22 protein-coding genes and 1 other RNA gene are annotated in these 22,834 nt (G+C 39.6%); 16 read left to right on the forward strand and 7 right to left on the reverse strand.

All coding sequences use genetic code 11. The features are described 5' to 3' along the window. The first annotated feature begins 36 nt into the window (after positions 1 to 36). From murD to pheA, 11 genes are all read left to right on the forward strand, one after another. The gene (gene murD, locus ACXVWP_RS03105) at positions 37 to 1,350 is read left to right on the forward strand and encodes a UDP-N-acetylmuramoyl-L-alanine--D-glutamate ligase (RefSeq protein ID WP_458473242.1); all 1,314 of its coding nucleotides are present in this window, start codon (positions 37 to 39) and stop codon (positions 1,348 to 1,350) included. Positions 1,351 to 1,365: 15 nt separating this feature from the next. Continuing rightward, the gene (ftsW, locus tag ACXVWP_RS03110; protein ID WP_049356601.1) at positions 1,366 to 2,550 is read left to right on the forward strand and encodes a putative lipid II flippase FtsW; all 1,185 of its coding nucleotides are present in this window, start codon (positions 1,366 to 1,368) and stop codon (positions 2,548 to 2,550) included. Between the two features lie 8 nt (positions 2,551 to 2,558). Then, positions 2,559 to 3,611 (forward strand): undecaprenyldiphospho-muramoylpentapeptide beta-N-acetylglucosaminyltransferase, encoded by a 1,053-nt coding sequence (gene murG, locus ACXVWP_RS03115; protein WP_369866728.1) that lies wholly within the window; start codon positions 2,559 to 2,561, stop codon positions 3,609 to 3,611. A 72-nt stretch (positions 3,612 to 3,683) separates the two neighbouring features. Next, positions 3,684 to 5,111: a UDP-N-acetylmuramate--L-alanine ligase gene (gene murC / locus ACXVWP_RS03120; RefSeq protein ID WP_297568491.1), complete on the forward strand. Its 1,428-nt coding sequence runs from the start codon at positions 3,684 to 3,686 to the stop codon at positions 5,109 to 5,111. 57 nt (positions 5,112 to 5,168) lie between these two features. Further along, complete coding sequence (locus ACXVWP_RS03125) at positions 5,169 to 6,089, forward strand: D-alanine--D-alanine ligase (RefSeq protein WP_289901307.1); 921 nt, start codon at positions 5,169 to 5,171, stop codon at positions 6,087 to 6,089. Then, positions 6,089 to 6,874: a cell division protein FtsQ/DivIB gene (locus ACXVWP_RS03130; protein WP_289901306.1), complete on the forward strand. Its 786-nt coding sequence runs from the start codon at positions 6,089 to 6,091 to the stop codon at positions 6,872 to 6,874. Before ACXVWP_RS03125 ends, ACXVWP_RS03130 begins: the two co-directional genes overlap by 1 nt. Before the next feature lie 27 nt (positions 6,875 to 6,901). Then, positions 6,902 to 8,176, forward strand: a complete 1,275-nt coding sequence (gene ftsA, locus ACXVWP_RS03135) for a cell division protein FtsA (protein ID WP_369866729.1) — start codon at positions 6,902 to 6,904, stop codon at positions 8,174 to 8,176. An 85-nt stretch (positions 8,177 to 8,261) separates the two neighbouring features. After that, positions 8,262 to 9,554, forward strand: coding sequence for a cell division protein FtsZ (ftsZ, locus tag ACXVWP_RS03140; protein WP_289901304.1), 1,293 nt, complete (start codon positions 8,262 to 8,264; stop codon positions 9,552 to 9,554). A 46-nt stretch (positions 9,555 to 9,600) separates the two neighbouring features. Next, positions 9,601 to 10,518, forward strand: a complete 918-nt coding sequence (lpxC, locus tag ACXVWP_RS03145) for a UDP-3-O-acyl-N-acetylglucosamine deacetylase (RefSeq protein ID WP_289901303.1) — start codon at positions 9,601 to 9,603, stop codon at positions 10,516 to 10,518. Positions 10,519 to 10,639: 121 nt separating this feature from the next. Further along, positions 10,640 to 12,280 carry a bifunctional UDP-sugar hydrolase/5'-nucleotidase UshA gene (gene ushA, locus ACXVWP_RS03150; RefSeq protein WP_458473245.1) on the forward strand — a complete coding sequence of 547 codons (1,641 nt, stop codon included), beginning with the start codon at positions 10,640 to 10,642 and terminating at the stop codon, positions 12,278 to 12,280. An 8-nt stretch (positions 12,281 to 12,288) separates the two neighbouring features. After that, positions 12,289 to 13,446 carry a prephenate dehydratase gene (pheA, locus tag ACXVWP_RS03155; RefSeq protein ID WP_289901301.1) on the forward strand — a complete coding sequence of 386 codons (1,158 nt, stop codon included), beginning with the start codon at positions 12,289 to 12,291 and terminating at the stop codon, positions 13,444 to 13,446. A 67-nt stretch (positions 13,447 to 13,513) separates the two neighbouring features. Here the strand turns inward: pheA and ACXVWP_RS03160 are convergent, their stop codons facing one another. Continuing rightward, entirely contained in the window at positions 13,514 to 13,840 is a 327-nt protein-coding gene (locus ACXVWP_RS03160) for a zinc ribbon domain-containing protein YjdM (protein WP_005699889.1), read from the reverse strand. A gap of 110 nt (positions 13,841 to 13,950) precedes the next feature. Here ACXVWP_RS03160 and ACXVWP_RS03165 point away from each other — a divergent pair, with 110 nt between their 5' ends. Then, a complete protein-coding gene (locus ACXVWP_RS03165) occupies positions 13,951 to 14,511 on the forward strand; it encodes a YtfJ family protein (protein WP_289901300.1) in 561 nt (186 codons plus the stop codon). 33 nt (positions 14,512 to 14,544) lie between these two features. Here the strand turns inward: ACXVWP_RS03165 and ACXVWP_RS03170 are convergent, their stop codons facing one another. Beyond that, positions 14,545 to 14,712 (reverse strand): anti-sigma factor family protein, encoded by a 168-nt coding sequence (locus tag ACXVWP_RS03170; RefSeq protein ID WP_289901299.1) that lies wholly within the window; start codon positions 14,710 to 14,712, stop codon positions 14,545 to 14,547. An 11-nt stretch (positions 14,713 to 14,723) separates the two neighbouring features. After that, a complete protein-coding gene (locus ACXVWP_RS03175) occupies positions 14,724 to 15,272 on the reverse strand; it encodes a sigma-70 family RNA polymerase sigma factor (protein ID WP_289901298.1) in 549 nt (182 codons plus the stop codon). A 113-nt stretch (positions 15,273 to 15,385) separates the two neighbouring features. Here ACXVWP_RS03175 and ACXVWP_RS03180 point away from each other — a divergent pair, with 113 nt between their 5' ends. After that, a complete protein-coding gene (locus ACXVWP_RS03180; protein ID WP_289901297.1) occupies positions 15,386 to 15,691 on the forward strand; it encodes a hypothetical protein in 306 nt (101 codons plus the stop codon). Positions 15,692 to 15,753: 62 nt separating this feature from the next. On the opposite strand, the gene cysS is transcribed toward ACXVWP_RS03180, so the two are convergent. Beyond that, on the reverse strand, positions 15,754 to 17,133 hold the full coding sequence (gene cysS, locus ACXVWP_RS03185) for a cysteine--tRNA ligase (RefSeq protein WP_289901296.1): 1,380 nt from the start codon (positions 17,131 to 17,133) through the stop codon (positions 15,754 to 15,756). A gap of 107 nt (positions 17,134 to 17,240) precedes the next feature. On the opposite strand from cysS, the gene ACXVWP_RS03190 reads away from it, so the two are divergent. Both ACXVWP_RS03190 and ACXVWP_RS03195 read left to right on the forward strand, forming a co-directional pair. Continuing rightward, positions 17,241 to 17,750 (forward strand): peptidylprolyl isomerase, encoded by a 510-nt coding sequence (locus tag ACXVWP_RS03190; protein WP_289901295.1) that lies wholly within the window; start codon positions 17,241 to 17,243, stop codon positions 17,748 to 17,750. Positions 17,751 to 17,808: 58 nt separating this feature from the next. Next, the gene (locus ACXVWP_RS03195; RefSeq protein ID WP_289901294.1) at positions 17,809 to 18,597 is read left to right on the forward strand and encodes a TatD family hydrolase; all 789 of its coding nucleotides are present in this window, start codon (positions 17,809 to 17,811) and stop codon (positions 18,595 to 18,597) included. On the opposite strand, the gene nrdG is transcribed toward ACXVWP_RS03195, so the two are convergent. Further along, a complete protein-coding gene (gene nrdG, locus ACXVWP_RS03200) occupies positions 18,594 to 19,061 on the reverse strand; it encodes an anaerobic ribonucleoside-triphosphate reductase-activating protein (protein ID WP_005696501.1) in 468 nt (155 codons plus the stop codon). The genes ACXVWP_RS03195 and nrdG overlap by 4 nt on opposite strands. A gap of 127 nt (positions 19,062 to 19,188) precedes the next feature. Between nrdG and ffs the strand changes: the two genes are divergently transcribed. Next, positions 19,189 to 19,287: signal recognition particle sRNA small type (ffs, locus tag ACXVWP_RS03205), an RNA gene on the forward strand. A 26-nt stretch (positions 19,288 to 19,313) separates the two neighbouring features. Here ffs and cydC read toward each other — a convergent pair. Both cydC and cydD read right to left on the reverse strand, forming a co-directional pair. After that, entirely contained in the window at positions 19,314 to 21,044 is a 1,731-nt protein-coding gene (cydC, locus tag ACXVWP_RS03210) for a heme ABC transporter ATP-binding protein/permease CydC (RefSeq protein ID WP_289901293.1), read from the reverse strand. Further along, on the reverse strand, positions 21,044 to 22,804 hold the full coding sequence (cydD, locus tag ACXVWP_RS03215) for a heme ABC transporter permease/ATP-binding protein CydD (RefSeq protein WP_289901292.1): 1,761 nt from the start codon (positions 22,802 to 22,804) through the stop codon (positions 21,044 to 21,046). Before cydD ends, cydC begins: the two co-directional genes overlap by 1 nt. Positions 22,805 to 22,834: the final 30 nt, after the last annotated feature.

Here is a 22,834-nt window from a genome sequence, read left to right on the forward strand (position 1 = left end):
CTGCGTGATCCCAGAATACTAGAGAAGAAAAACAACATGACAACTCTATATCAAAATAAAACTATCACCATCATAGGCCTCGGAAAAACAGGCCTTTCTTGCGTTGAATATCTTCAATCTCAACAAGCTAATATCCGTGTGATTGATACACGTCAACATCCAGCAGGAGCAGAGCAATTACCTAAAAATGTTCCTTTACACACAGGTAGTCTAAATCAACAATGGTTACTTGAAAGCGATATTATTGTCATTAGCCCAGGACTCGCGGTAAAAACACCTGAAATTCAGACCGCACTTTCAGCTGGCGTGGAAGTAATAGGAGATATCGAATTATTCTGCCGAGCAGCAACGAAGCCAATTGTAGGAATTACTGGTTCTAACGGTAAAAGCACCGTGACAACATTGGTCTATGAAATGGCGAAAGCGGCCGGAATAAAAGTGGGAATGGGTGGAAACATTGGCATTCCTGCGTTGTCATTATTAAATGAAGATTGTGATCTTTATGTCTTAGAACTTTCCAGTTTCCAACTTGAAACCACTTATAGTTTGAAAGCGGCTGCAGCGACAGTGCTTAATGTGACTGAAGATCACATGGATCGCTATGTTGATTTAGAAGATTATCGCCAAGCCAAATTGCGTATTTACCACAATGCGGAAACAGCAGTAGTGAATTTAGAAGATAAACTCACGTTTGGCGAAGGTGAAAATCAAGCTAAGAAGGTGGTGTCTTTTGCTGAAAATCAAGCGGATTACTGGCTAAAAACCGAAAACGGTAAACAGTACTTAATGGCGAAAGAGGAAGTCATTTTACCTTGTGATGAAGCGACCTTAGTTGGCCGTCATAATTACATGAATATTTTAGCGGCGACAGCGTTAGCACAAGCAGTAGGTATAAATTTAGAGGCAATTCGTACCACACTTCGTCAATTTAAAGGCTTAGATCATCGTTTCCAATTAGCCCATCAAGCGAATGGTGTTCGTTGGATTAATGATTCTAAAGCCACTAATGTAGGTAGCACCGTTGCAGCATTGGCAGGGTTATATGTTGAGGGAACATTACACCTTTTATTAGGTGGTGATGGTAAAGGTGCAGATTTTTCTGAACTCGCTGATTTAATCAACCAACCTTATATTTCAACCTATTGCTTTGGTCGTGATGGCAAACAACTCGCTGCACTTTCAAGTCAAAGTCATTTGTTTGAAACTATGGAACAAGCTATTTCATTTTTACGTCCACATTTAAAAGCAGGCGATATGGTGTTATTATCTCCTGCTTGTGCAAGTTTGGATCAATTTGCCTCTTTTGAAAAACGCGGCGAAGAGTTTACTCGTTTAGCAAAATTAGCTTAAAGAATTAGGGCAGTAATGGAATTTATCAATAAAATTAAACAAAATTATGAACAATGGGCGAGAGTGACGCCACAAGGGTTACTTTACGATCGCGCATTGTTTTGGCTTTTTGTCGTGCTATTGCTGATTGGTTTAGTCGCGGTAACTTCTGCTTCAATGCCTTACAGTGCACGCGTATTTAATGATACATTCTATTTTGCTAAACGTGATGCCGTTTATGTCTTACTTTCTTTAGCAACTTGCTATTTAACGCTCCAAATTTCTTCTTCTCAATGGGAAAAGTGGCACGCTAAAATTTTCTTATTAGCCATTGTTTTATTAATACTGGTTCTCGGTATCGGGACTTCTGTTAATGGTGCAAAACGTTGGATTTCTTTAGGGATTTTAAATTTCCAGCCTGCGGAATTTGCGAAGTTAGCTTTAACCTGTTTTCTCGCGAGCTATTTTACGCGTCGTTATGATGAAGTTCGAGGTAAAAAATTCAGTGCAGCTAAGCCTTTCATTGTGATGGGAGTATTAGGGGTATTCTTACTCGCTCAGCCTGACTTAGGGAGTACCGTTGTACTGTTTATTATTACTTTCGGTATGCTTTTTATTGTCGGTGCAAATTTTTGGCAATTTATTTTGCTAATTGGTACAGGCATACTTCTCTTTGTTTGGTTGGTCCTTTCAGCCTCTTATCGTTTAAAACGGTTTACCGGTTTCTTAGAACCGTTTAAAGATCCTTATGGAACAGGATTTCAGCTGACTAACTCTTTGATGGCGTTTGGTCGTGGTGAAATTAGTGGGGAAGGACTGGGTAACTCCATTCAAAAACTTGATTATCTTCCTGAAGCTCATACTGACTTTATCATGGCGATTATTGGTGAAGAGTTTGGTTTTATTGGTATTTTGGTGGTGGTGATTCTCTTAGGTTTATTGATTTTTCGTGCAATGAAAATTGGACGTGAGTCACTTATGTTAGAACAACGTTTCCGAGGTTTTTTTGCTTTAGGTATTAGCTTCTGGATTTTCTTCCAAGGTTTCGTCAATCTGGGCATGGCCTTAGGGATGTTACCGACAAAAGGTTTAACTTTCCCATTAGTGAGTTACGGTGGTTCAAGTATCATTATTATGTCGGCAACAGTAGGAATTTTATTGCGTATTGACCATGAAAATAGATTACAACGTGGTGGTCAAGCTCGTCTGAGAGATGATTAGGGATATTTATGAGTAAAAAATTATTAGTTATGGCAGGTGGTACTGGTGGACATGTTTTCCCCGCCATCGCTGTTGCTCAAACCTTACAAAAAGAAGGTTGGGAAATTTGCTGGTTAGGTACAAAAGATCGCATGGAAGCACAGCTTGTACCAAAACATGGCATTCCTATTCGTTTTATTCAAATTTCAGGGTTGCGTGGTAAAGGCATTAAAGCATTACTAGGCGCACCTTTTGCTATTTTTAGAGCAGTATTGCAAGCTCGTAAAATTATTCAAGAATATCAACCTAATGCTGTATTAGGCATGGGTGGTTATGTGTCCGGCCCAGGTGGTATTGCTGCAAAACTTTGCGGTGTGCCAGTTATTTTACATGAACAAAATGCGGTGGCAGGTTTAACTAATGAATGGTTAGCAAAAATTGCGACACGTGTGTTGCAAGCTTTCCCAACGGCATTCAAAGATGCCGAAGTGGTAGGAAACCCAGTTCGCCAAGATTTATTTGAAATGCCATCACCACAAGCACGTTTTTCAGAAAGAAGCGGAAAATTGAGAGTACTTGTCGTGGGGGGAAGCCAAGGGGCTCGCGTACTCAATCAAACAATTCCACAAGTAGTAGCGCGTTTGGCAGATAAACTAGAAGTACGTCATCAAGTGGGTAAAGGTTCTGTTGAAAGCGTGACCGCACTTTATGGTGAACACGCAGATTTGGTCAAAATTACAGAATTTATTGATGATATGGCAGAAGCCTACGCTTGGGCAGATGTGGTGATTTGTCGATCTGGTGCGTTAACTGTATGTGAATTAGCAGCAGTGGGGACACCAGCAATTTTTGTACCATTCCAGCATAAAGATCAACAACAATATTTAAATGCGAAATATCTTGCTGATGTCGGTGCCGCAAAAATCATTCAGCAGAATGAATTAAATGCGGATGTGTTGGTCGATTTCTTAGAAAAAACAGATCGTGAAACTTTGCTAGCGATGGCGATTAAGGCAAAAAAAATGTCAGCACCATTAGCGGCTAAACGTGTAGCAGATGTCATTGTAGAGAACGCGAAATAAGAACAGAGAAGTTGAGGGATAATAAATAAATCCTTAATCTAAAAGTGCGGTTAAAAATAAAGGTGAAATAATATGAAACATATTTCGGACGAAATTAGAAAGATTATCCCTGAGATGCGTCGGGTTCAACAAATTCATTTCATTGGTATCGGTGGCGCCGGTATGAGCGGGATTGCCGAAATTTTATTAAATGAAGGTTATGATATCTCTGGTTCTGATATTGCAGATGGTGTCGTGACTCAACGTCTTGCTCAAGCTGGTGCAAAAATTTTTATTGGTCATCAAGCTGAAAATGTGCAAGGGGCAAGTGTCGTTGTGGTATCAAGTGCGATCCATGAAAATAACCCAGAATTAATCTCCGCAAAACAAAATCGTATTCCAGTGATTCAGCGTGCACAAATGTTAGCTGAAATTATGCGTTTTCGTCATGGTATTGCGATTGCAGGAACTCATGGTAAAACCACAACGACAGCCATGATTTCGATGGTTTATACCCAAGCGAAACTCGACCCAACTTTCGTCAATGGTGGTTTAGTTAAATCGGCTGGTAAAAACGCGCATTTAGGCGCAAGCCGTTATTTAATCGCAGAAGCAGATGAAAGTGATGCGTCTTTCTTACACTTGCAGCCGATGGTTTCTGTGGTGACCAATATTGAACCGGATCATATGGATACCTATGAAGGTGATTTTGAGAAAATGAAAGCCACCTATGTAAAATTCTTACATAACTTGCCGTTCTATGGCTTAGCGGTGATGTGCGCAGATGATGCGGTATTAATGGAGCTTGTTCCTCAAGTTGGACGTCAAGTCTTAACTTATGGTTTCAGTGAACATGCTGATTATCGTATCGAAGATTATGAACAAACCGGTTTCCAAGGTCATTACACCGTAGTTTGTCCAAGTGGTGAACGTATTAATGTATTATTGAATGTACCAGGTAAACACAATGCGTTAAATGCGACGGCAGCACTTGCTGTGGCAAAAGAAGAAGGCATTGGCAATGAAGCGATTTTAGAAGCACTTGCTGATTTCCAAGGTGCGGGCAGACGTTTCGACCAATTAGGCGAGTTTATTCGTCCAAATGGTAAAGTACGCTTAGTGGATGATTATGGTCATCACCCAACAGAAGTTGATGTAACAATTAAAGCGGCTCGTGAAGGCTGGGGAGATAAACGTATTGTGATGATTTTCCAGCCTCACCGTTATTCACGTACTCGAGATTTATTTGATGAGTTTGTGCAAGTATTATCTCAAGTGGATGCATTGATTATGTTAGACGTGTACGCAGCAGGCGAAACACCAATTGTTGGAGCTGACAGCAAAGCACTTTGCCGTTCCATTCGTAATCTAGGGAAAGTCGATCCGATCTTAGTTTCTGATACAGAGCAACTTGGCAATGTATTAGATCAAATTATTCAAGATGGTGATTTAATTCTAGCCCAAGGTGCGGGAAGTGTAAGTAAAATCTCCCGAGGGTTAGCTGAGTCTTGGAAAGCATAAAAAATATTTGTTAAATTTCCAAGTATTGCAATTAGTGATAATAAAATAGGATAAAAAATGAATTTAAAACAAGAAAAAATTGCGGTGTTATTTGGTGGCACATCAGCTGAACGTGAGGTTTCGCTTAATTCAGGTGCAGCCGTGTTAAATGCCTTAGTAAGCCAAGGTTATAATGCTCATGGTATTGATCCTAAAGAATATAATGTTGCGAATTTAAAAGCAGATGGTTTTGATCGCGTCTTTAACATTCTACATGGTCGCGGTGGTGAAGATGGCACTATGCAAGGTTTATTGGAACAAATCGGTTTGCCTTACACGGGTTGTGGCGTGATGGCTTCTGCGTTAACCATGGATAAAATGCGTACTAAAATGTTATGGAAAGCTTTTGGTTTACCTGTCGCGGATATGGAGATCGTGACGAAAGAAAATGCTCACGAACTAAACCCAGAAGTAGTGGTCAAAAAGCTAGGTTTACCTTTGATGGTTAAGCCATCTCTTGAAGGTTCAAGTGTGGGTTTGACAAAAGTAAAAGCAGTAGAAGAATTAAAAAGTGCGGTCGATTATGCGCTTAAATTTGATAACACCATTTTGATTGAAGAATGGTTAGCAGGGGATGAATTAACGGTGCCTGTTTTAGGTGGCAAAGTATTGCCTGCTGTTCGCATTGTGCCAGAAGGTGAGTTTTATGATTATGATGCGAAATATATTTCCGATAATACCCAATATTTTTGTCCAGCAGGACTTCCTACGGAACGTGAACAAGAGCTATCGAAATTAGTGAAACGAGCCTATGATGTGGTGGGTTGTCGAGGTTGGAGCCGTATTGATGTCATGACGGATGCTCAAGGTAATTTCCGTTTAGTGGAAGTAAACACTAACCCAGGAATGACAAGTCACAGTTTATTCCCTAAATCTGCGTCAACAGTCGGTATTTCATTTGAACAACTCGTCGTGAAAATTTTGGAGTTGAGTGCGTAATGAATGTAATCAAGCGCAAAAATACATCACCAATAAAATTGGGACGTTCATCTAACGGAGAGAGGAAATTCCGTTTTATGTTTCAGATTAAACTTGTGCTGGTGTTACTTTGTGCGGGGCTAGGTTATTTCGTTTATTCAAATTGGCAAAGTTGGCTTGAAAGCTTAGACGGTGATAGAAAAATTACAGCTTATGCATTGGTTGGACAAAATGAGTTTACCACTTATCCTGATGTGCAAGATGTGCTGCTAAAAATGGGTGAGCTTAAAGGCTTTTGGGCGCAAGACGTGAAGCAAATTCGGGAGCAACTTGAAACGATCCCTTGGGTAAAAGGTGCTGTCGTTCGAAAAGTTTGGCCAAACCGTTTAAGTATTTGGTTATCTGAATATCAACCAGTTGCAATTTGGAATAAGACGGAATTTGTTACGAAAGATGGCATAGTTTTCCAATTGCCCATGGATAAGTTAAAAGAAAAAACCTTCCCGTATTTAGGAGGACCAGATTACCAAAATCTAAAAGTGTTAGAAGCTTGGGGGCAAATTTATGCTGATTTTAAGGCCAAAAATTTAATGGTCAAGGGAGTCACGATTGACGAGCGCGGTGCATGGCAAGTTACGTTAGATAACGATATAATACTAAAACTTGGGCGGGGTGATTGGAAGCCTAAGTTGGATCGGTTTGTAACGATTTTTCCACAAATTGAAGTTCCAGAAGGAAAGCGCATTAATTATGTGGATTTGCGTTATGCGTCTTTATCTGCAGCGGTCGGATTAATAGATAAATAAGAATAATTTATTGGGTGTAATGAGAAAATGACAAAAGAATTGGAACCGAAAGTAATTGTAGGCCTTGAAGTAGGGACATCAAAAGTGGTTGCTGTTGTCGGGGAAGTACTTCCTGATGGCGTTGTGAATGTTCTTGGGGTCGGCAGTTGTCCTTCCAAAGGAATTGATCGCGGAAGCATTACTGATTTAGATGCCGTAGTTAATTCTATTCAACGAGCAATTGAAGCCGCCGAGTCAATGGCGGATTGTCAGATAATGAGTGTTACACTAGCTATTACAGGTGAACATATTCAAAGCTTAAATGAAAGTGGTTTTGTTGCTATTTCTGAAAATGAAGTCACCCAGGATCAGATCGATGATGCTTTACATACTGCAAGTTCGGTGAAATTATCAGAAGGTCTTTCTTTATTACATATTATTCCACAAGAATATGCAGTAGATAAACAGATTAATATAAAAAATCCATTAGGCTTGCGAGGCGTTCGTTTAAAAGCAAATGTACATTTAATTGCTTGTCATCAAGATTGGCAAAATAATTTGAAAAAAGCGGTTGAGCGTTGTGGGTTACAAGTGGATAAAGTTGTATTTTCAGGCTTTGCCGCTACTCATTCTGTTTTGACAGAGGATGAAAAAGATCTCGGCGTTTGTCTTGTCGATTTTGGTGCGGGCACAATGAATATGATGGTTTATACCAGTGGTTCGTTACGTTTTAGTAAAGTGATTCCATATGCTGGCAATATTGTGACCAATGATATAGCTCACGCTTGTACGATTTCTCGGGTGGAAGCAGAGCGCATAAAAGTGAATTATGCCAGCGCTTTGTATCCAGCGCGTTTACACGGTGATAAGAAAATTGAAGTGGCGAGTATTGGAGGAAGAGCGCCGCGTGCTTTAACCAAGAGTGATTTATCTTTAATTACTTCAGCAAGATATATTGAATTACTCGGAGTGGTTAAAGATGAATTAGATAAACTTAAAGCAGAATTAGAAACTAGACATATTAAATTTGAACTTATCGCAGGTATAGTGATTACAGGTGGTGGCGCACAGATGGAAGATCTGAAAAGTTGTGCCGCAAGCGTTTTTGGTTGCCAAGTGCGTATCGGCAGTCCGCTAAATATTACTGGATTAACTGATTATGTCAATCGTCCACAATATTCTACTGTTGTAGGCTTATTACAATATCATCATCAAAATAGTGATAATGATCCGATCGATAATGATTATTCCGATGAATCGATTGGTACAAAATTTTGGAAATCGCTCAAAAATATTTTTAATAAAGTGAAGTCAGAATTTTGAAAAATTTAGATTTTTAATTTAGAATAGAAACAATTTAACTTTTTTAATGTGCTAGCAAAGTATTAGCAGTAACGGAGAACAGCAAATGTTATACCCAGAGTATGGTGATTTTGAAGAGCAAACAGGAGCGCTGATAAAGGTTGTCGGTGTCGGTGGAGGCGGCGGTAACGCAGTTAACCACATGGTTGCTAATATGGTGCAACAAGAATTTAATGGTAATTTCTTGGGCGAGAATGCAATTGATAGTGATGAACACGGTAAGATCGTATTCTATGCGGTAAATACCGATGCACAAGCATTACGTAAAAGCCAGGTTCAACAAACTGTACAAATCGGTGGGGCAACAACGAAAGGTCTTGGGGCGGGAGCGAATCCTAATATAGGTCGTAAGGCGGCTGAAGACGATCAAGAAGAAATCCGTAAAATGCTTGAAGGTGCAGACATGGTTTTCATCGCTGCAGGTATGGGAGGCGGAACGGGTACGGGAGCTGCACCTGTTGTCGCTAAAGTCGCAAAGGAATTAGGTATATTAACTGTTGCTATCGTGACCAAACCATTTAACTTCGAAGGCAAAAAACGTATGCAATTTGCTGAGCTTGGTATCAAGGATCTTTCCCAATATGTGGATTCAATGATCATCATTCCTAATCAACAAATTCAAAAAGTTCTCCCGAAAAATGCAACGTTAATTGATGCTTTTGCTGCGGCTAATGATGTTTTACGTAATTCTGTTATGGGGATCTCCGATATGATCACCTCTCCTGGCTTAATTAACGTGGACTTTGCAGACGTAAGAACCGTTATGTCAGAGATGGGGCAGGCGATGATTGGTTTTGGCTCGGCTCAAAGTGAACCTGGTGCAGGTCGAGCAGAAGAAGCGGCACGTCTTGCGATCAAAAATGATTTACTAGAGAAAGTTGAGCTTTCTGATGCTAAAGGTATACTTGTTAATATTACCGCTGGGATGGATCTTGGCTTTGATGAGTTTACCGTAGTAGGGAGCACTGTTGGTAGTTTTGCTTCAGATGATGCGACTATCGTCGTTGGTACCAGCTTAGTCCCTGAAATGAGCAATGAAATCCGTGTAACTATCGTAGCAACAGGTTTAGGTGATGTAGTTGATGCAGAGCCGGTTGTAATTACTCGCCCTCAATCGGCAGTACAACAATCGGCAGCGCAAGAAACGATTCAACCAAAACCACCCGTTGGTTTACATGGCTTGGATGCATTAAGACACAATCCTCAATCAGAGCCTGCACAGGAACAGAATTCTCAATACGGCAATTTGAATAAGCCGCTTGATCCAAGTCGTTTAGAACAGTTGAGAAATAACCCTAATTTCTTTAATCCAGCATCATTTAATCGTGATGAGAAATAAATAAGAATAGTACATAATCTTGTTGTGAAACAATAAGGTAAAAAAGATGATTAAACAAAGAACATTAAAACAAAGCATTAAAGTCACAGGTGTTGGCTTACATAGCGGTAAAAAAGTAACATTAACGTTGCGTCCGGCTATGCCGAATACTGGCGTGATTTACTGCCGTACTGATCTTAATCCGCCGGTGACTTTCCCTGCAAATGCAAATTCAGTGCGTGATACCATGCTTTGTACTGCACTGGTGAATGAACAAGGTGTGCGTGTTTCAACCGTAGAACACTTAAACGCAGCATTAGCGGGTTTAGGTATTGATAATATTATCATTGAAGTTGATGCACCTGAAATTCCAATCATGGACGGTAGTGCAAGCCCATTTATTTATTTGCTTTTAGATGCAGGTATTGAAGAACAAAATGCACCGAAGAAATTTATTCGTATTAAGAAAAATGTACGAGTAGAAGACGGTGATAAATGGGCAGAGTTTAAACCTTACAATGGTTTCCGTTTAGATTTCACAATTGACTTTGCTCATCCTGCGATTAGTAAAAATGTACGCAATTACGTGATGGATTTCTCAGCACAAGCATTCGTACATCAAATTAGTCGTGCAAGAACCTTTGGTTTCATGAAAGATATTGAGTATCTTCAATCTCAAGGCCTTGCATTAGGTGGTAGCTTAGATAATGCTATCGTATTAGATGATTACCGTATCTTAAATGAAGATGGATTACGCTTCAGAGATGAATTAGTTCGTCATAAGATGCTTGATGCGATTGGCGATCTTTACATGTGTGGCTATAACATCATCGGTGATTTCAAAGCTTATAAATCTGGTCACGGTTTAAATAATAAGTTACTCCGTGCTGTACTTGCCGATCAGGAAGCGTGGGAATTTGTTACCTTTGAAGATAAGAAACAAGTTCCACAAGGTTATGTTGCGCCTGCGCAGGTACTCATCTAACAGTGTTTTGTTGAAAAGCTATACTTCTTTCGGGAGTATAGCTTTTTTATTTCCCATCTTGCTCTATTATTTTTGTTTTCTGCGAAGGTAAAGAGCGGTCAAAAATAGAGGTGTTTTTACTATGAAAAAATTATTTACCGTGCTTCTTCTTGTGCTAGCAACTTCTGCGGCAATGGCATATGAACAGGACAAAACCTATCAATTTACCATATTGCACACCAATGATACGCACGGACATTTTTGGCCGAATGCAAAAGGTGAATATGGCTTTCCTGCACACAAAACAATTGTTAATCGCGTAAAAGCTGAAGTCGAGCAAAAAGGTGGTTCACTCGTTTTATTAAATGCAGGTGATTTTAATACTGGTGTACCTGAGTCAGATATGCAAACAGCAGAACCTGACATTAAAGCAATGAATGCGATGGGCTATGAAGCAACCGTATTAGGTAATCATGAGTTTGATAATCCACTACAAATTCTTGATATGCAAGAAAAATGGGCGAACTTCCCATTCTTATCTGCAAACGTCATTAATACCAAAACAGGTAAAACCTTAGTTAAACCTTATACCATTTTAAATAAACAAGATCTTAAAATTGCCGTGGTCGGTTTAACCACAGAAGATACTGCAAAATTAGGTAACCCAGAATACCTTCATAATGTGAAATTTGAAGATCCAACAACGGTAGCAAAAGCTACATTAAAAGAGCTAAATGAAACCGTTAAGCCCGATGTAAAAATCGCTTTAACACATATGGGCTATTACTATGATGCGAAACATGGTTCAAATGCGCCTGGTGATGTAAGTCTTGCGCGTAATCTAGATAAAGGCGCATTCGATATGATTATCGGTGGTCACAGCCATGATCCGATTTGCGTGGATGATAAAGGGGTATGGATTAAAGATTATCAACCAACTCAACCATGTAAACCAGATTTCCAAAATGGTACTTGGATTATGCAAGCATTTGAATGGGGTAAATACGTTGGTCGAGCTGACTTTGAGTTCAAAAATGGTGAGTTAAAATTAGTGAATTATCAATTAATTCCAGTGAACTTGAAGAAAAAAGTGAAAAAAGAAGACGGTAAAACAGAATATGTGAACTATGCCGAAGAGATTCCACAAGATCCAGAAATGGAAAAACTTTTAAAGTCTTACCAAGATAAAGGTGATGCTTTATTAAGCCAAAAAGTGGGGAAATTAAATGGTAAGTTAGAAGGTGATCGTACCATTATTCGTTTTGAACAAACTAACCTTGGTCACTTAATTGCAGAAGCACAACGTCAAAAAGCGAAAGCAGACATTGGTATCATGAACTCAGGTGGTATTCGTGATTCTATCCAAGAAGGTGATGTAACCTATAAAGATATCTTAAAAATCCATCCATTTGGTAATATTGTGAGCTATTTTGAATTAACCGGTAAAGAATTACTGGATTATTTAAATGTGGTGGCATTGAAAGAAGTGGATTCGGGTGCCTATGCACAATATTCAGGTATCAGCATGACAGTAAATCGTGCGGATAAGAAAGTTGAAAATGTGAAAATTCAAGGTAAACCATTGGATTTAAATAAAACTTACCGTATTTCTGTCCCAAGCTATAATGCTGCCGGTGGAGATGGTTATCCAGTCATGACAAAAAATCCAACTTTCGTTAACACCGGTTTTATTGATGCGGATGTTTTAAAAGAATTTTTTGAGAAAAATTCACCTATTAGTGCTGAAAAATATATCCCTCATAATGAAGTAACCTTTAAATAAGGAATGAAATGGCATTAGAGTTATCCGAAATTCGTCAGCAAATTACGCAAATTGATCGCAGCTTGTTAAAGCTGCTTTCAGAGCGTCACCGGCTGGCATATGATGTAGTAAGAAGCAAAGAAGTGACGCAAAAAGCGTTGCGCGATTTAGAGCGCGAGCAGCAACTGTTACAAGAGCTTATTCAATTTTCTGAAAGTCAAAATTATCAGCTTGAACCGCAATATATTACCGCAGTCTTCCAAAAGATCATTGAAGATTCTGTGCTCACACAGCAAGTGTATTTACAGAAAAAGCTCAATGAGCAACGAGAAGAAACGTTACATATCGCTTTCTTAGGCAAGCGTGGTTCTTACTCTAATTTGGCTGCGCGTAATTATGCTGCTCGCTACCATCAGCAATTTGCTGAAATCAGCTGTGATTCCTTTGCTCAAATTTTTGAAAAGGTTGAAAGTGGGGAATCTGATTATGGCGTACTTCCTTTAGAAAACACCACATCAGGCGCAATTAATGAAGTTTATGATTTACTTCAACATACCAACTTATCTTTGGTAGGCGAGTTGGCTTATCCTATCAAGCATTGTGTTTTAGTGAATGAACAGGATGATTTAAGCAAAATTGATACACTTTATAGCCATCCACAGGTGATCCAGCAGTGTAGTCAATTTATTCAAAGTCTTGAGCGAGTGCATATCGAGTACTGCGAAAGTAGCTCTCATGCCATGCAGCTTGTGTCAAGCTTGAATAAACCGAATATTGCGGCACTGGGCAATGAAGATGGCGGCAAGCTTTACGGCTTACATGTGTTAAAACATAATATTGCGAATCAAGAAAACAATATTACTCGTTTTATTGTGGTAGCCAAACAAGCTCGAGAAGTTTCACCGCAAATTCATACTAAAACCTTATTGTTGATGACAACATCGCAACAAGCGGGTTCTTTGGTGGATGCTTTACTTGTGTTTAAAAAGCATGGTATTAATATGACCAAGCTTGAATCTCGTCCTATTTATGGAAAACCTTGGGAAGAAATGTTCTATTTGGAAATTGAAGGAAATATTCATCATCCTGATACCCAAATCGCCTTGGAAGAGCTTAAGCAGTTCAGTAATTATCTGAAAGTACTTGGTTGTTATCCAAGTGAAATTGTGAAACCTGCGAAGGTATAACGAAAATAAAAAAGAGCGGTCGATTTAAAACAACGTTAAAATCGACCGCTCTTTTTATCGGGAATTTTTAGGCTTTTTTCAAGAACTCTGATTTCAACATAATTTTGCCACAATCAACGTTGTGATCACCGTTTACCAGACGGATGTTTTTGAATTTCGTGCCTTTCTTCAACACTTCAGATGAACCTTTTAATTTTAAATCTTTAATTAAAAGCACATCATCACCATCGGCTAACAAGTTACCGTTGCTGTCTTTAACAATCAGTTGATCTTCATCGGCTTCAACTGTTTCGTTACCATTCCACTCATTGCCACAATCAGGGCAAACAAAATTCACAGAATCATGATAAACATATTCGCCTTTACATTTTGGGCAAGCTGGCATTTGATCCATTTCTTTTTCCTTCTTTATCTGATTTAAGCAAAGTATAATGCGCACGGAGTATAACAAAAAAGTGACTATTCGCCAAAAATGGGCAATTTCACGGAATTTATGAGGTATTTATGAAAAAAATTATGCTTTTGAGTGCAGTTATGGGGAGTTTAATCTCAGTTAATGCATTCGCTCACAATATCCAACCTAACCAACTTTTAGCTAATGTAACGGTTTCAGATAAGGGTGAAATTACTTTAAATGGCAATGATGTGGCGTATAAATCGTGGAGCGCAACGGCATTACCTGGCAAAGTCCGTGTGATTCAGCACATTGCAGGCAGAAGTGCGGCAAAAGAGAAAAATCAAGCAATGATCGAAGCCATCAAAGCCGCTCATTTTAACCAAGCTAAATATCAAACCACGACGATTATTAATGCTGATGATGCTGTTGTGGGCACAGGCATGTTTGTGAAAAGTAGTGCAGAAAAAGGCAAAAAAGAAAATGCCCACAGCCAAGTGATTTTAGATGATAAAAGTGCGGTCAAAAATGCATGGGGATTACGTGAAAAAGACAGCGTGATTATTTTGCTTGATAAAACCGGCAAAGTGCAATTTGTGAAAGAAGGTAAATTGACGGATGATGAAGTCAAGGAAGTCATTTCACGTGTAACAGCGTTAATGGTGAAGTAACAGACCTATAAGCGGAAGTTGTCTTCCGCTTTTTTATCCTTTGAAATCCAGCATTAATTTTCTCAATGTGCCACAATTTCGTTGAAATTTACGACAATGTGTACAAATGGAAAGATGCAAATTGAGCCCAATTTTTTCTTTGGTCATTAATGGGCGTTCCTGCGCATCTGAAATGAGTCGAGTCGCTTGGCGACATTTCATAAAGTCACTCCTTAAAGTTTATGAGATAAGCAGTTTTGAAGTTGTAAGCGGGCACGATAGAGCGTCGTGTGCAAGTTACTTATACTTAGTTGATTTTCTTGGCAAATTTCTTCGGAAGATAATTCCAAAAACTCTCTCATCATAAAAATCTTGGCTTGTTTGGCCGGTAGGCAAGTTAAACAAGTTTCAAAAATCAGCCAAAACTCTTCGGAATAGACCGCACTCTCGCTCTGTTCAAGATCAAGTGGGGAATGTTCAGCTTTCCAGTGTCCCCCTTCATCAAAGAAATGATTGGTTTGTTCTTCATCTTCAATTTCGGTTTCTAGCACTAATTTGCCTTTCTGGCGAAGAAAATCAATGATTTTATTTTTTAAGATAGCAAAGACCCAGGTTTTAAATGCGGCTTGTCGTTTAAATTGTTCAAGATGGTTAAATGCACTTAAAAAACTCTCTTGCACCAAATCTTCAGCCAATACAGAATCGCCCACCTGTAATGTGGCAAATTTCAGCATTTGCTCTCTAATTAGTGTCAGTTCTTTATCGGAAATTCCGGTTTCCATATTTTTTCCTTGGAAAATGTGTAAGAAAAAGGTTCCTGATTCGTCTAATGATAATGAAAGGGGAAGGCCTTTCTAGATAACGTTAATTATTCACAAATTAAGGAAGATTCAAAATGAAAAATATTACTGCAAAAACAGCCTTTACCGCTATTGCTGCACTTTTCTTCGCAACCAGTCTTTATGCGACCGATATGAAATCTAATGAAATGTCGATGGCAAAAGATCCCATGCCGATGACAAAAGACGCTATGCCAATGCAAAACGACAAAATGGCATCGGATGGAATGATGAAATCTCATGATATGAAATCTCACGACATGAAAATGGATAATATGAAATCAGAAGGCATGCAATCTAATGATATGAAAACAAAAGAAATGAAGAAAAAAGCAAAAACAATGGAAAACCCGAAAATGTAATGCTTTCTTCTTAAAAGAAAAACGGCGGTCAAATTGACCGCCGTTTTTGTATCAAAGTGAGATTATTGTTTACGCCACGTTGTGCCGTTGGCGCCATCTTCTAACACAATTCCCATCGCGGTGAGTTCATTACGTGCCGCATCCGCAGCAGCCCAATCTTTAGCTGCACGAGCTTCGTTGCGTTGTTTGATGAGCGCTTCAATTTTTGCGACTTCATCATCGTCAGAGCCAGCTTGTAAGAATTTTTCTGGATCTTGTTGAAGTAAACCTAAGATACCCGCTAACTCACGTAAACGCGCAGCAAGACTATTGGCTTTTTCTGCATCTTCAGTTTTCAATTTATTGATTTCACGCGCCATTTCAAATAGGACAGAAAGGGCATTAGGCGTATTGAAATCATCGTCCATGGCTTCACGGAAGGCTTCCACAAAATTTTCACCACCAAAAGCGACCGCACTTTGATCAGTGCCACGTAAAGCGGTGTACAAACGTTCCAATGCACCTTGTGCTAAATTCAGGTTTTCTTCACTATAATTGAGTTGGCTACGATAGTGTGCCGTTAGTAAGAAATAACGTACCGCTTCTGCATTGTAGTGGTTTAATACATCACGAATAGTGAAGAAGTTGCCGAGGGATTTCGACATTTTTTCTTTATCTACCATGATCATGCCAGAATGGATCCAATAATTCACATATTGGCCACCGTGAGCACAACAAGATTGCGCAATTTCATTTTCGTGGTGCGGGAACATTAAATCAGAACCACCGCCGTGAATATCAAAATGTTCACCAAGTTGTTTGCAGTTCATCGCCGAACATTCAATGTGCCAACCTGGGCGACCTGCGCCCCATGGGGATGGCCAGCTTGGTTCGTTTTCTTTCGACATTTTCCAAAGCACGAAATCCATTGGATTTTTCTTGATTTCATTAATTTCAATACGTGCACCCGCTTGTAATTGGTCAAGATCTTGGCGTGATAATTTGCCGTATTCTTTAAAGCTTTCTACATCAAACATCACGTCACCATTGTCTGCAACATAAGCATGACCACGTGCAATCAGTTTTTCCACAATCTCAATAATTTCAGGGATATGATGCGTCGCACGAGGCTCAAAATCAGGGCGTAATACGTTTAACGCATCAAAATCTTTATACATTTCTTGTACCATACGATCCACAAGTTGATCGCAGGTTTCTTTGTTTTCTAATGCACGTTTAATGATTTTATCGTCCACATCCGTGATATTACGCACATAAGTTAAATCGTAGCCTAAAGAGCGTAAATAGCGAGCAATCACATCAAAACATACAAAGGTACGGCCGTGGCCAATATGGCATAAATCGTAAACGGTCACGCCGCACACATACATACCCACTTTTCCTTCATGGATAGGTTTGAACACTTCTTTTTCACGAGTGAGGGTATTAAAGATCTTTAACATATTTTTTCTCTTCTGATTGGAATCCGACCGCACTTTTTCTGCTCATGGTGGCACTTTCTCGCCATTTGTGGAATAATGAATGCCTTAATTTTCAAGAGGAAAACAACATGGTTACATTACACACAAATTTTGGCGATATTAAAATTCAACTTGATTTTGATAAAGCGCCAATCACTGCAGAAAACTTTTTAAATTATTGTAAAAACGGTTTCTATAATAACACAATTTTCCATCGTGTTATTGATGGATTTATGATCCAAGGCGGTGGTATGGAAAGCGGAATGCGTGAAAAAGCAACAAACGCACCGATCCAAAATGAAGCCAATAATCGTTTAAGCAACAAACGTGGCACAATCGCCATGGCGCGTACCTCTGATCCTCATTCTGCAACCGCACAATTTTTCATTAACGTAGCTGATAATGACTTCTTAAACTATCGCTCAAAAGAGATGTTTGGCCGTGAAGTTGTGCAAGAATGGGGCTATGCCGTATTCGGTGAAGTGGTTGAAGGCATGGATGTGGTTGATAAAATCAAAAAAGTAAAAACCGGTAATAAAGGCTTCCACCAAGACGTGCCGACAGAAGATGTGGTGATTACATCCGTTTCTGTAGAATAATTAATTCGGTGTGTGGATACGCAATCTACACACCTTTTTTCTTAAGTAAAATAACATTATGCCTTTCTTCGATACTCATACCCACCTTGATTATCTTCATCATGACACTGGTGAGCCATTAGCTCAGCTCGTGGAGAACGCTAAGCAAGCTGATGTGCAAAAAATCTTGATTGTGGCGGTAAAAGAATCGGATTTTAAAACGATCCAAAATATGAACGCACTTTTCCCTGAGCATCTTTATTATGGGCTTGGGCTACATCCTCTTTATATCAAAGAACATCAAGAGCATGATTTAGAGATATTGGATGCGGCATTATCTATTCGTAATCAAAATTGTACAGCCGTAGCAGAAATAGGCTTAGAGTGTGCGATTCCCGATTTATTGACCGATGAATTATGGCAAAAGCAACAGCACTTTTTGGAAAGTCAGCTTTATTTAGCGAAGAAATACAATCTGTCGGTTAATTTACATAGTCGTAAATCCCACGAGCAATTATTCCGTTTTTTAAAACAGGCTAATTTGCCAAAATGTGGTGTGGTGCATGGTTTTTCTGGAAGTTATGATCAAGCAAAACGATTTGTGGATTTAGGCTATAAAATTGGCGTAGGCGGCACCATTACTTATGAACGTGCAAATAAAACCCGCCAAGCGATTGCGAAGTTACCATTAGATGCGCTGGTATTAGAAACGGATACACCAGATATGCCAGTGTTTGGCTTTCAAGGACAACCTAATCGACCAGAACGGATTGTTCACACCTTTGAGGTGTTATGCCGTTTAAGAAGTGAAAATGCTGAAGTAATTAAAGAAACGGCTTGGCAGAATAGCTTAACCTTATTCGGTTAAACCTTAAAACGGTAAATCACTTGATTGGCTGAACCGCGCCAAACTAAGCTTGGGTCAGCCTGTTCTTGTATAAATTTTCCATCAATGAGCACGTCAATATAAGGTAACATTTGGCGTTGATAATCATCTAGTTCATCTAGTTTATATCCCGTCCACACCCAAATATCCTTATCAGGACATTCTTTTTTTACACGTTGTACAAAAGGAAGTAAGGCTTCAACATTACGAGGATGCATCGGATCCCCACCAGAAAGTGTAAGTCCTTGACGTTTAATGCGCGTATCTTTTAAATCATTGATGATCTGTTGCTCCATTGCTTCATCAAATAATACGCCATTATCAAAAGACCAACTCTTTTGGTTGTAGCAACCACGGCAACCATGCGTACAACCGCTAACGAAAAGGGTACAACGCGTGCCTTCGCCATTTACAACATCGGTAGGGTAGTATTGGAGATAGTTCATGGTTTTACCTCAAAAGTGCGGTTGATTTTCTCGTCAAATTCACCGAATTGATAAATTAACCTTTGCAATACCGGGCCAATTCTTGCATAATAGCCCACCTAATCGCATTGCGATATCAATGGAAATCTTCTCAGTCTCTCGCAACGGTGTCCGGTTTACTCGGTCAGGTTCGGAAGAAAGCAGCCAAAGTCGGAATTTCTGTGTGCCGAGAATAAGCTGGGAAGATTTCCACCCAACTTATCCTTCCTTGTTTTACACACGCTCCACTAATTGTTTGAAGAACCCTTTTTCTAATTGCAATAATTCTGCATAAGTGCCTTTTTCAATTAGCTTTGCTTCATCAATCACATAAAGCTCATCAAATTGCTCAATCGCCGTTAAGCGGTGAGTCACCATAATTAAGGTTTTATTTTCAGCATGGGCAAGAATTAAACGCAGAATTTGGCGTTCCGTTTCTCGGTCTAAACCTTCAGTTGGCTCATCTAATAATAAAATTGGCGCATCATTAAGCAAAATACGCGCTAAGCCTAAACGACGTTGTTCTCCACCAGAAAGTGGACGGCCGCCATCACCTAACCAAATATCTAAACCTTGTTCTTGTTCCAACAATTTGCCTAAACCAACTTGATTTAACACCTCGATCATTTTTTCATCTGAAATCTTGACCGCACTTGCAAATTGCAGATTTTGACGAAGTGTATCGCTAAATACATGAACACGTTGCGTTAAAAAGCAGAATTGGTTGCGTAATGTGTCTTCTGAATAATCAGCAATGGGTTTTCCAGCAAGGAATAATTCTCCTTGATTAGCATCATAATTACGCACTAAAAGCTGTAATAACGTGGATTTTCCGCTGCCTGTTTTACCTAAAATTGCGACTTTTTTGCCTTTTTGAATAGTTAAATTCAAATTCTCTAAAGCACGATTTTGACGTTCAGGATAAGTAAAAGAAAGATCTTTGGCTTCAATTAATGTTGTGGCGTTTTGATCGAACTCCGCTTTGCCATTAAAAGCCACTAATGGTTGTTGTTCGATAATATCTGTCAGGCGTTCAGCTGACGCAATGACTTGCCCGATATGTAAGAATGCAGAACCTAATGGCATTAAGATTTCAAATGAAGCTAAGGCCGCAAAAGTGAAGAGCGCAATAAATGCCATGCGATATTCATCGTTACCAAACTCCGCTTGTGAGCTAAACCACAACATTGCGGCAATAATTAAACCATTTAAAAAGAGTGAAAGTGCGGTTGAAAATCCGCTTAAATTTGCTTCTTTTTGCTGGTCTGCTTGCCAGTTAGCTTCAGTTTTAGCCATGTTATCTTTCAATTTATCTTCAGCATTAAAGAGCAATAATTCCGCTTGTGCTTGGATAAATTCTAAGAATTGCGTGCGATAAAGTGCGCGTGAATGCACGAGTTTATCGCCAAATTTTTTACCCAGTTTGTAGAAAACGGTTGGAATGACGAATACTAATAAAAGCAGGCTCACACCTAAACCTAAGGCTAAAGGTGCATTAACAAAACTTAAGCCAATACACATGGCTAGAATTACAAAAATAGCCGTAATAAATGGCGCAATTAAGCGAAGGTAAAGGCTATCGAGGGTATCTACATCCGACACTAAGCGGTTTAATAAATCGCTGTTACGGTAGCGATTTAACACCGCAGGGCTTAAGGGAATAATCTTCTCAAAAACTTGCACGCGTAATTTAGCCAAAATGCGGAAAGTCGCATCGTGCGTCACTAACTTTTCAAAATAGCGGAAAAAGGTGCGGCTAATAGCAAGCCCACGCACAGAAGCAGATGGATAGAAGAAATTAAATAACGTGCCAAGACCCGCAATGGCCGTTGCCGCTAAAAACCAACCCGAAGTGGTCAGCAAGCCAATACTGGATACGAGGCCCGTGATCATTAAAACCAAGCCTAAAAATAAAGGCAGCTTGGCGAATTTAAATAAACGTAAAAAGGGAAGTAAAGCACGCATTATTGAATATCCTCTTTTCGTTGAGCCAATAATTCGGCAAAGAAGCCTTGATCTTTTAATTGGTTGAAATGCCCTTGTTGAACAATTTCACCTTCTTGCATCACAAAAATATTGTCACATTGTTTTAGATCTTCAATACGGTGTGTGATCATTAAGGTCGTTTGGTTATGGCTCATTTCTGCAAGGGCAGCAAGTACCAGATTTTCAGACTGAGCATCCAGGCTAGCCGTTGGCTCATCGAGTAATAATAAATTGCCTTTGCGTAGTAAAGCGCGAGCGATCGCTAAGCGTTGAGCTTGGCCTACAGATACACCAATCCCACCATCTTTAATTTCACTATCTAAGCCTAATTTATCGGTAAACTCTTTCGCTTGAGCAGAAATCAAGGCTTGCTCAATTTGCTCATCAGTAGCTTGAATATCACCTAAAAGTAGGTTTTCTTTGATTCTGCCTTGTAGCAGTAATGGGTTCTGACCTACCCACGCAATTTGTTTACGCCAGTCGCTTAAACGGCTTTGATTCAGTTCCACACCGTTAATTTTTAAGCAGCCTTCATAAGGCAAGAAACCCAGTAATACATTGATTAAAGAGGTTTTTCCTGCACCACTTTGGCCCACAAGGGCAATATGGCTTTCTTCCGGAATATGGAATGAAAGGGGTTTAGTTAATGGTTGACCTTGTGGAGAAAGCGCCACTAAATTTTCAGCCTGAATGTCGACCGCACTTTGCGCTGGAATTTGTTCATTGCCTTGATGTGCAATTAAATAATCCGCCTCTAAGAAATCAACAATGGCATCAGCCGCACCAATACCAGCTGCACGATCGTGGTAGTAAGTCCCGAGATCACGCAATGGTTGATAAAACTCTGGTGCCAGAATTAAGCAGAAAAAACCGGTAAATAAGGTCAGCGTAGTGCCATAAGTGCCAAATTCGACTTGGCCTAAATAGCTAAAACCAAAGTACACCGCCATTAAAGCAATGGAAATGGAGGTGAAAAACTCTAACACAGCAGAAGAGAGAAACGCCATTTTAAGTACCGTCATGGTCGTTTCACGGAAGTCTTCTGTTGTGTTTTCAATATGTTGTGTTTGTTCTGAAGTGCGGTTGAAAAGACGTAAGGTTTCTAAACCACGTAAGCGATCCAAGAATTGTGCACTTAAGCGAGAAAGGGTCGCCATATTTTTTTGGCTGCTATCCGCTGCTGCAATCCCCACCAGAATCATAAAAATTGGTACAAGCGGTGCAGTGACCATCAAAATCAATCCAGCCGCCCAGTTGAGCGGGAATACGGCAATTAAAATCACCATTGGTACAATGGCAGACAAACTTTGTTGTGGTAAGAAGCGCGCATAGAAGTTATGCAGATTTTCAACTTGTTCAAGCATGATACTTGCCCAGCTACCGGCGGGTTTATTATTGATGGTAGCTGGTCCCACTTGGTGGATTTTGTCTAAGATCTTTTGGCGCATATCGTTGCGTAGTAATCGACCAGCTTTAAAGCCAATTTTTTCGCGCAGCCATAAAATGGCCGCACGCAAAGCAAAAGTCATGATTAATGCAATAAAATAGAGAACCAATTCAGTGCGATCGACATTTTGCATAATGAGCTTGTCGAGCAATGTCGCAAGAAAATAGGTTTGAGCCACAAGAATTAAGGAAGAAAGTGTGGCAAGGGCAATATTGGTGTGCATTAATTTTTTAACAGGTTGTTGTTGCGCACGAAGCCATTTTTGTAAGTATTTTTGGCGAAGTTTGTCCATTGTTTTTGTTTATCCTAGGATAGGATGGGT

It is taken from the genome of Haemophilus sp. SZY H56 (genome assembly GCF_054332415.1).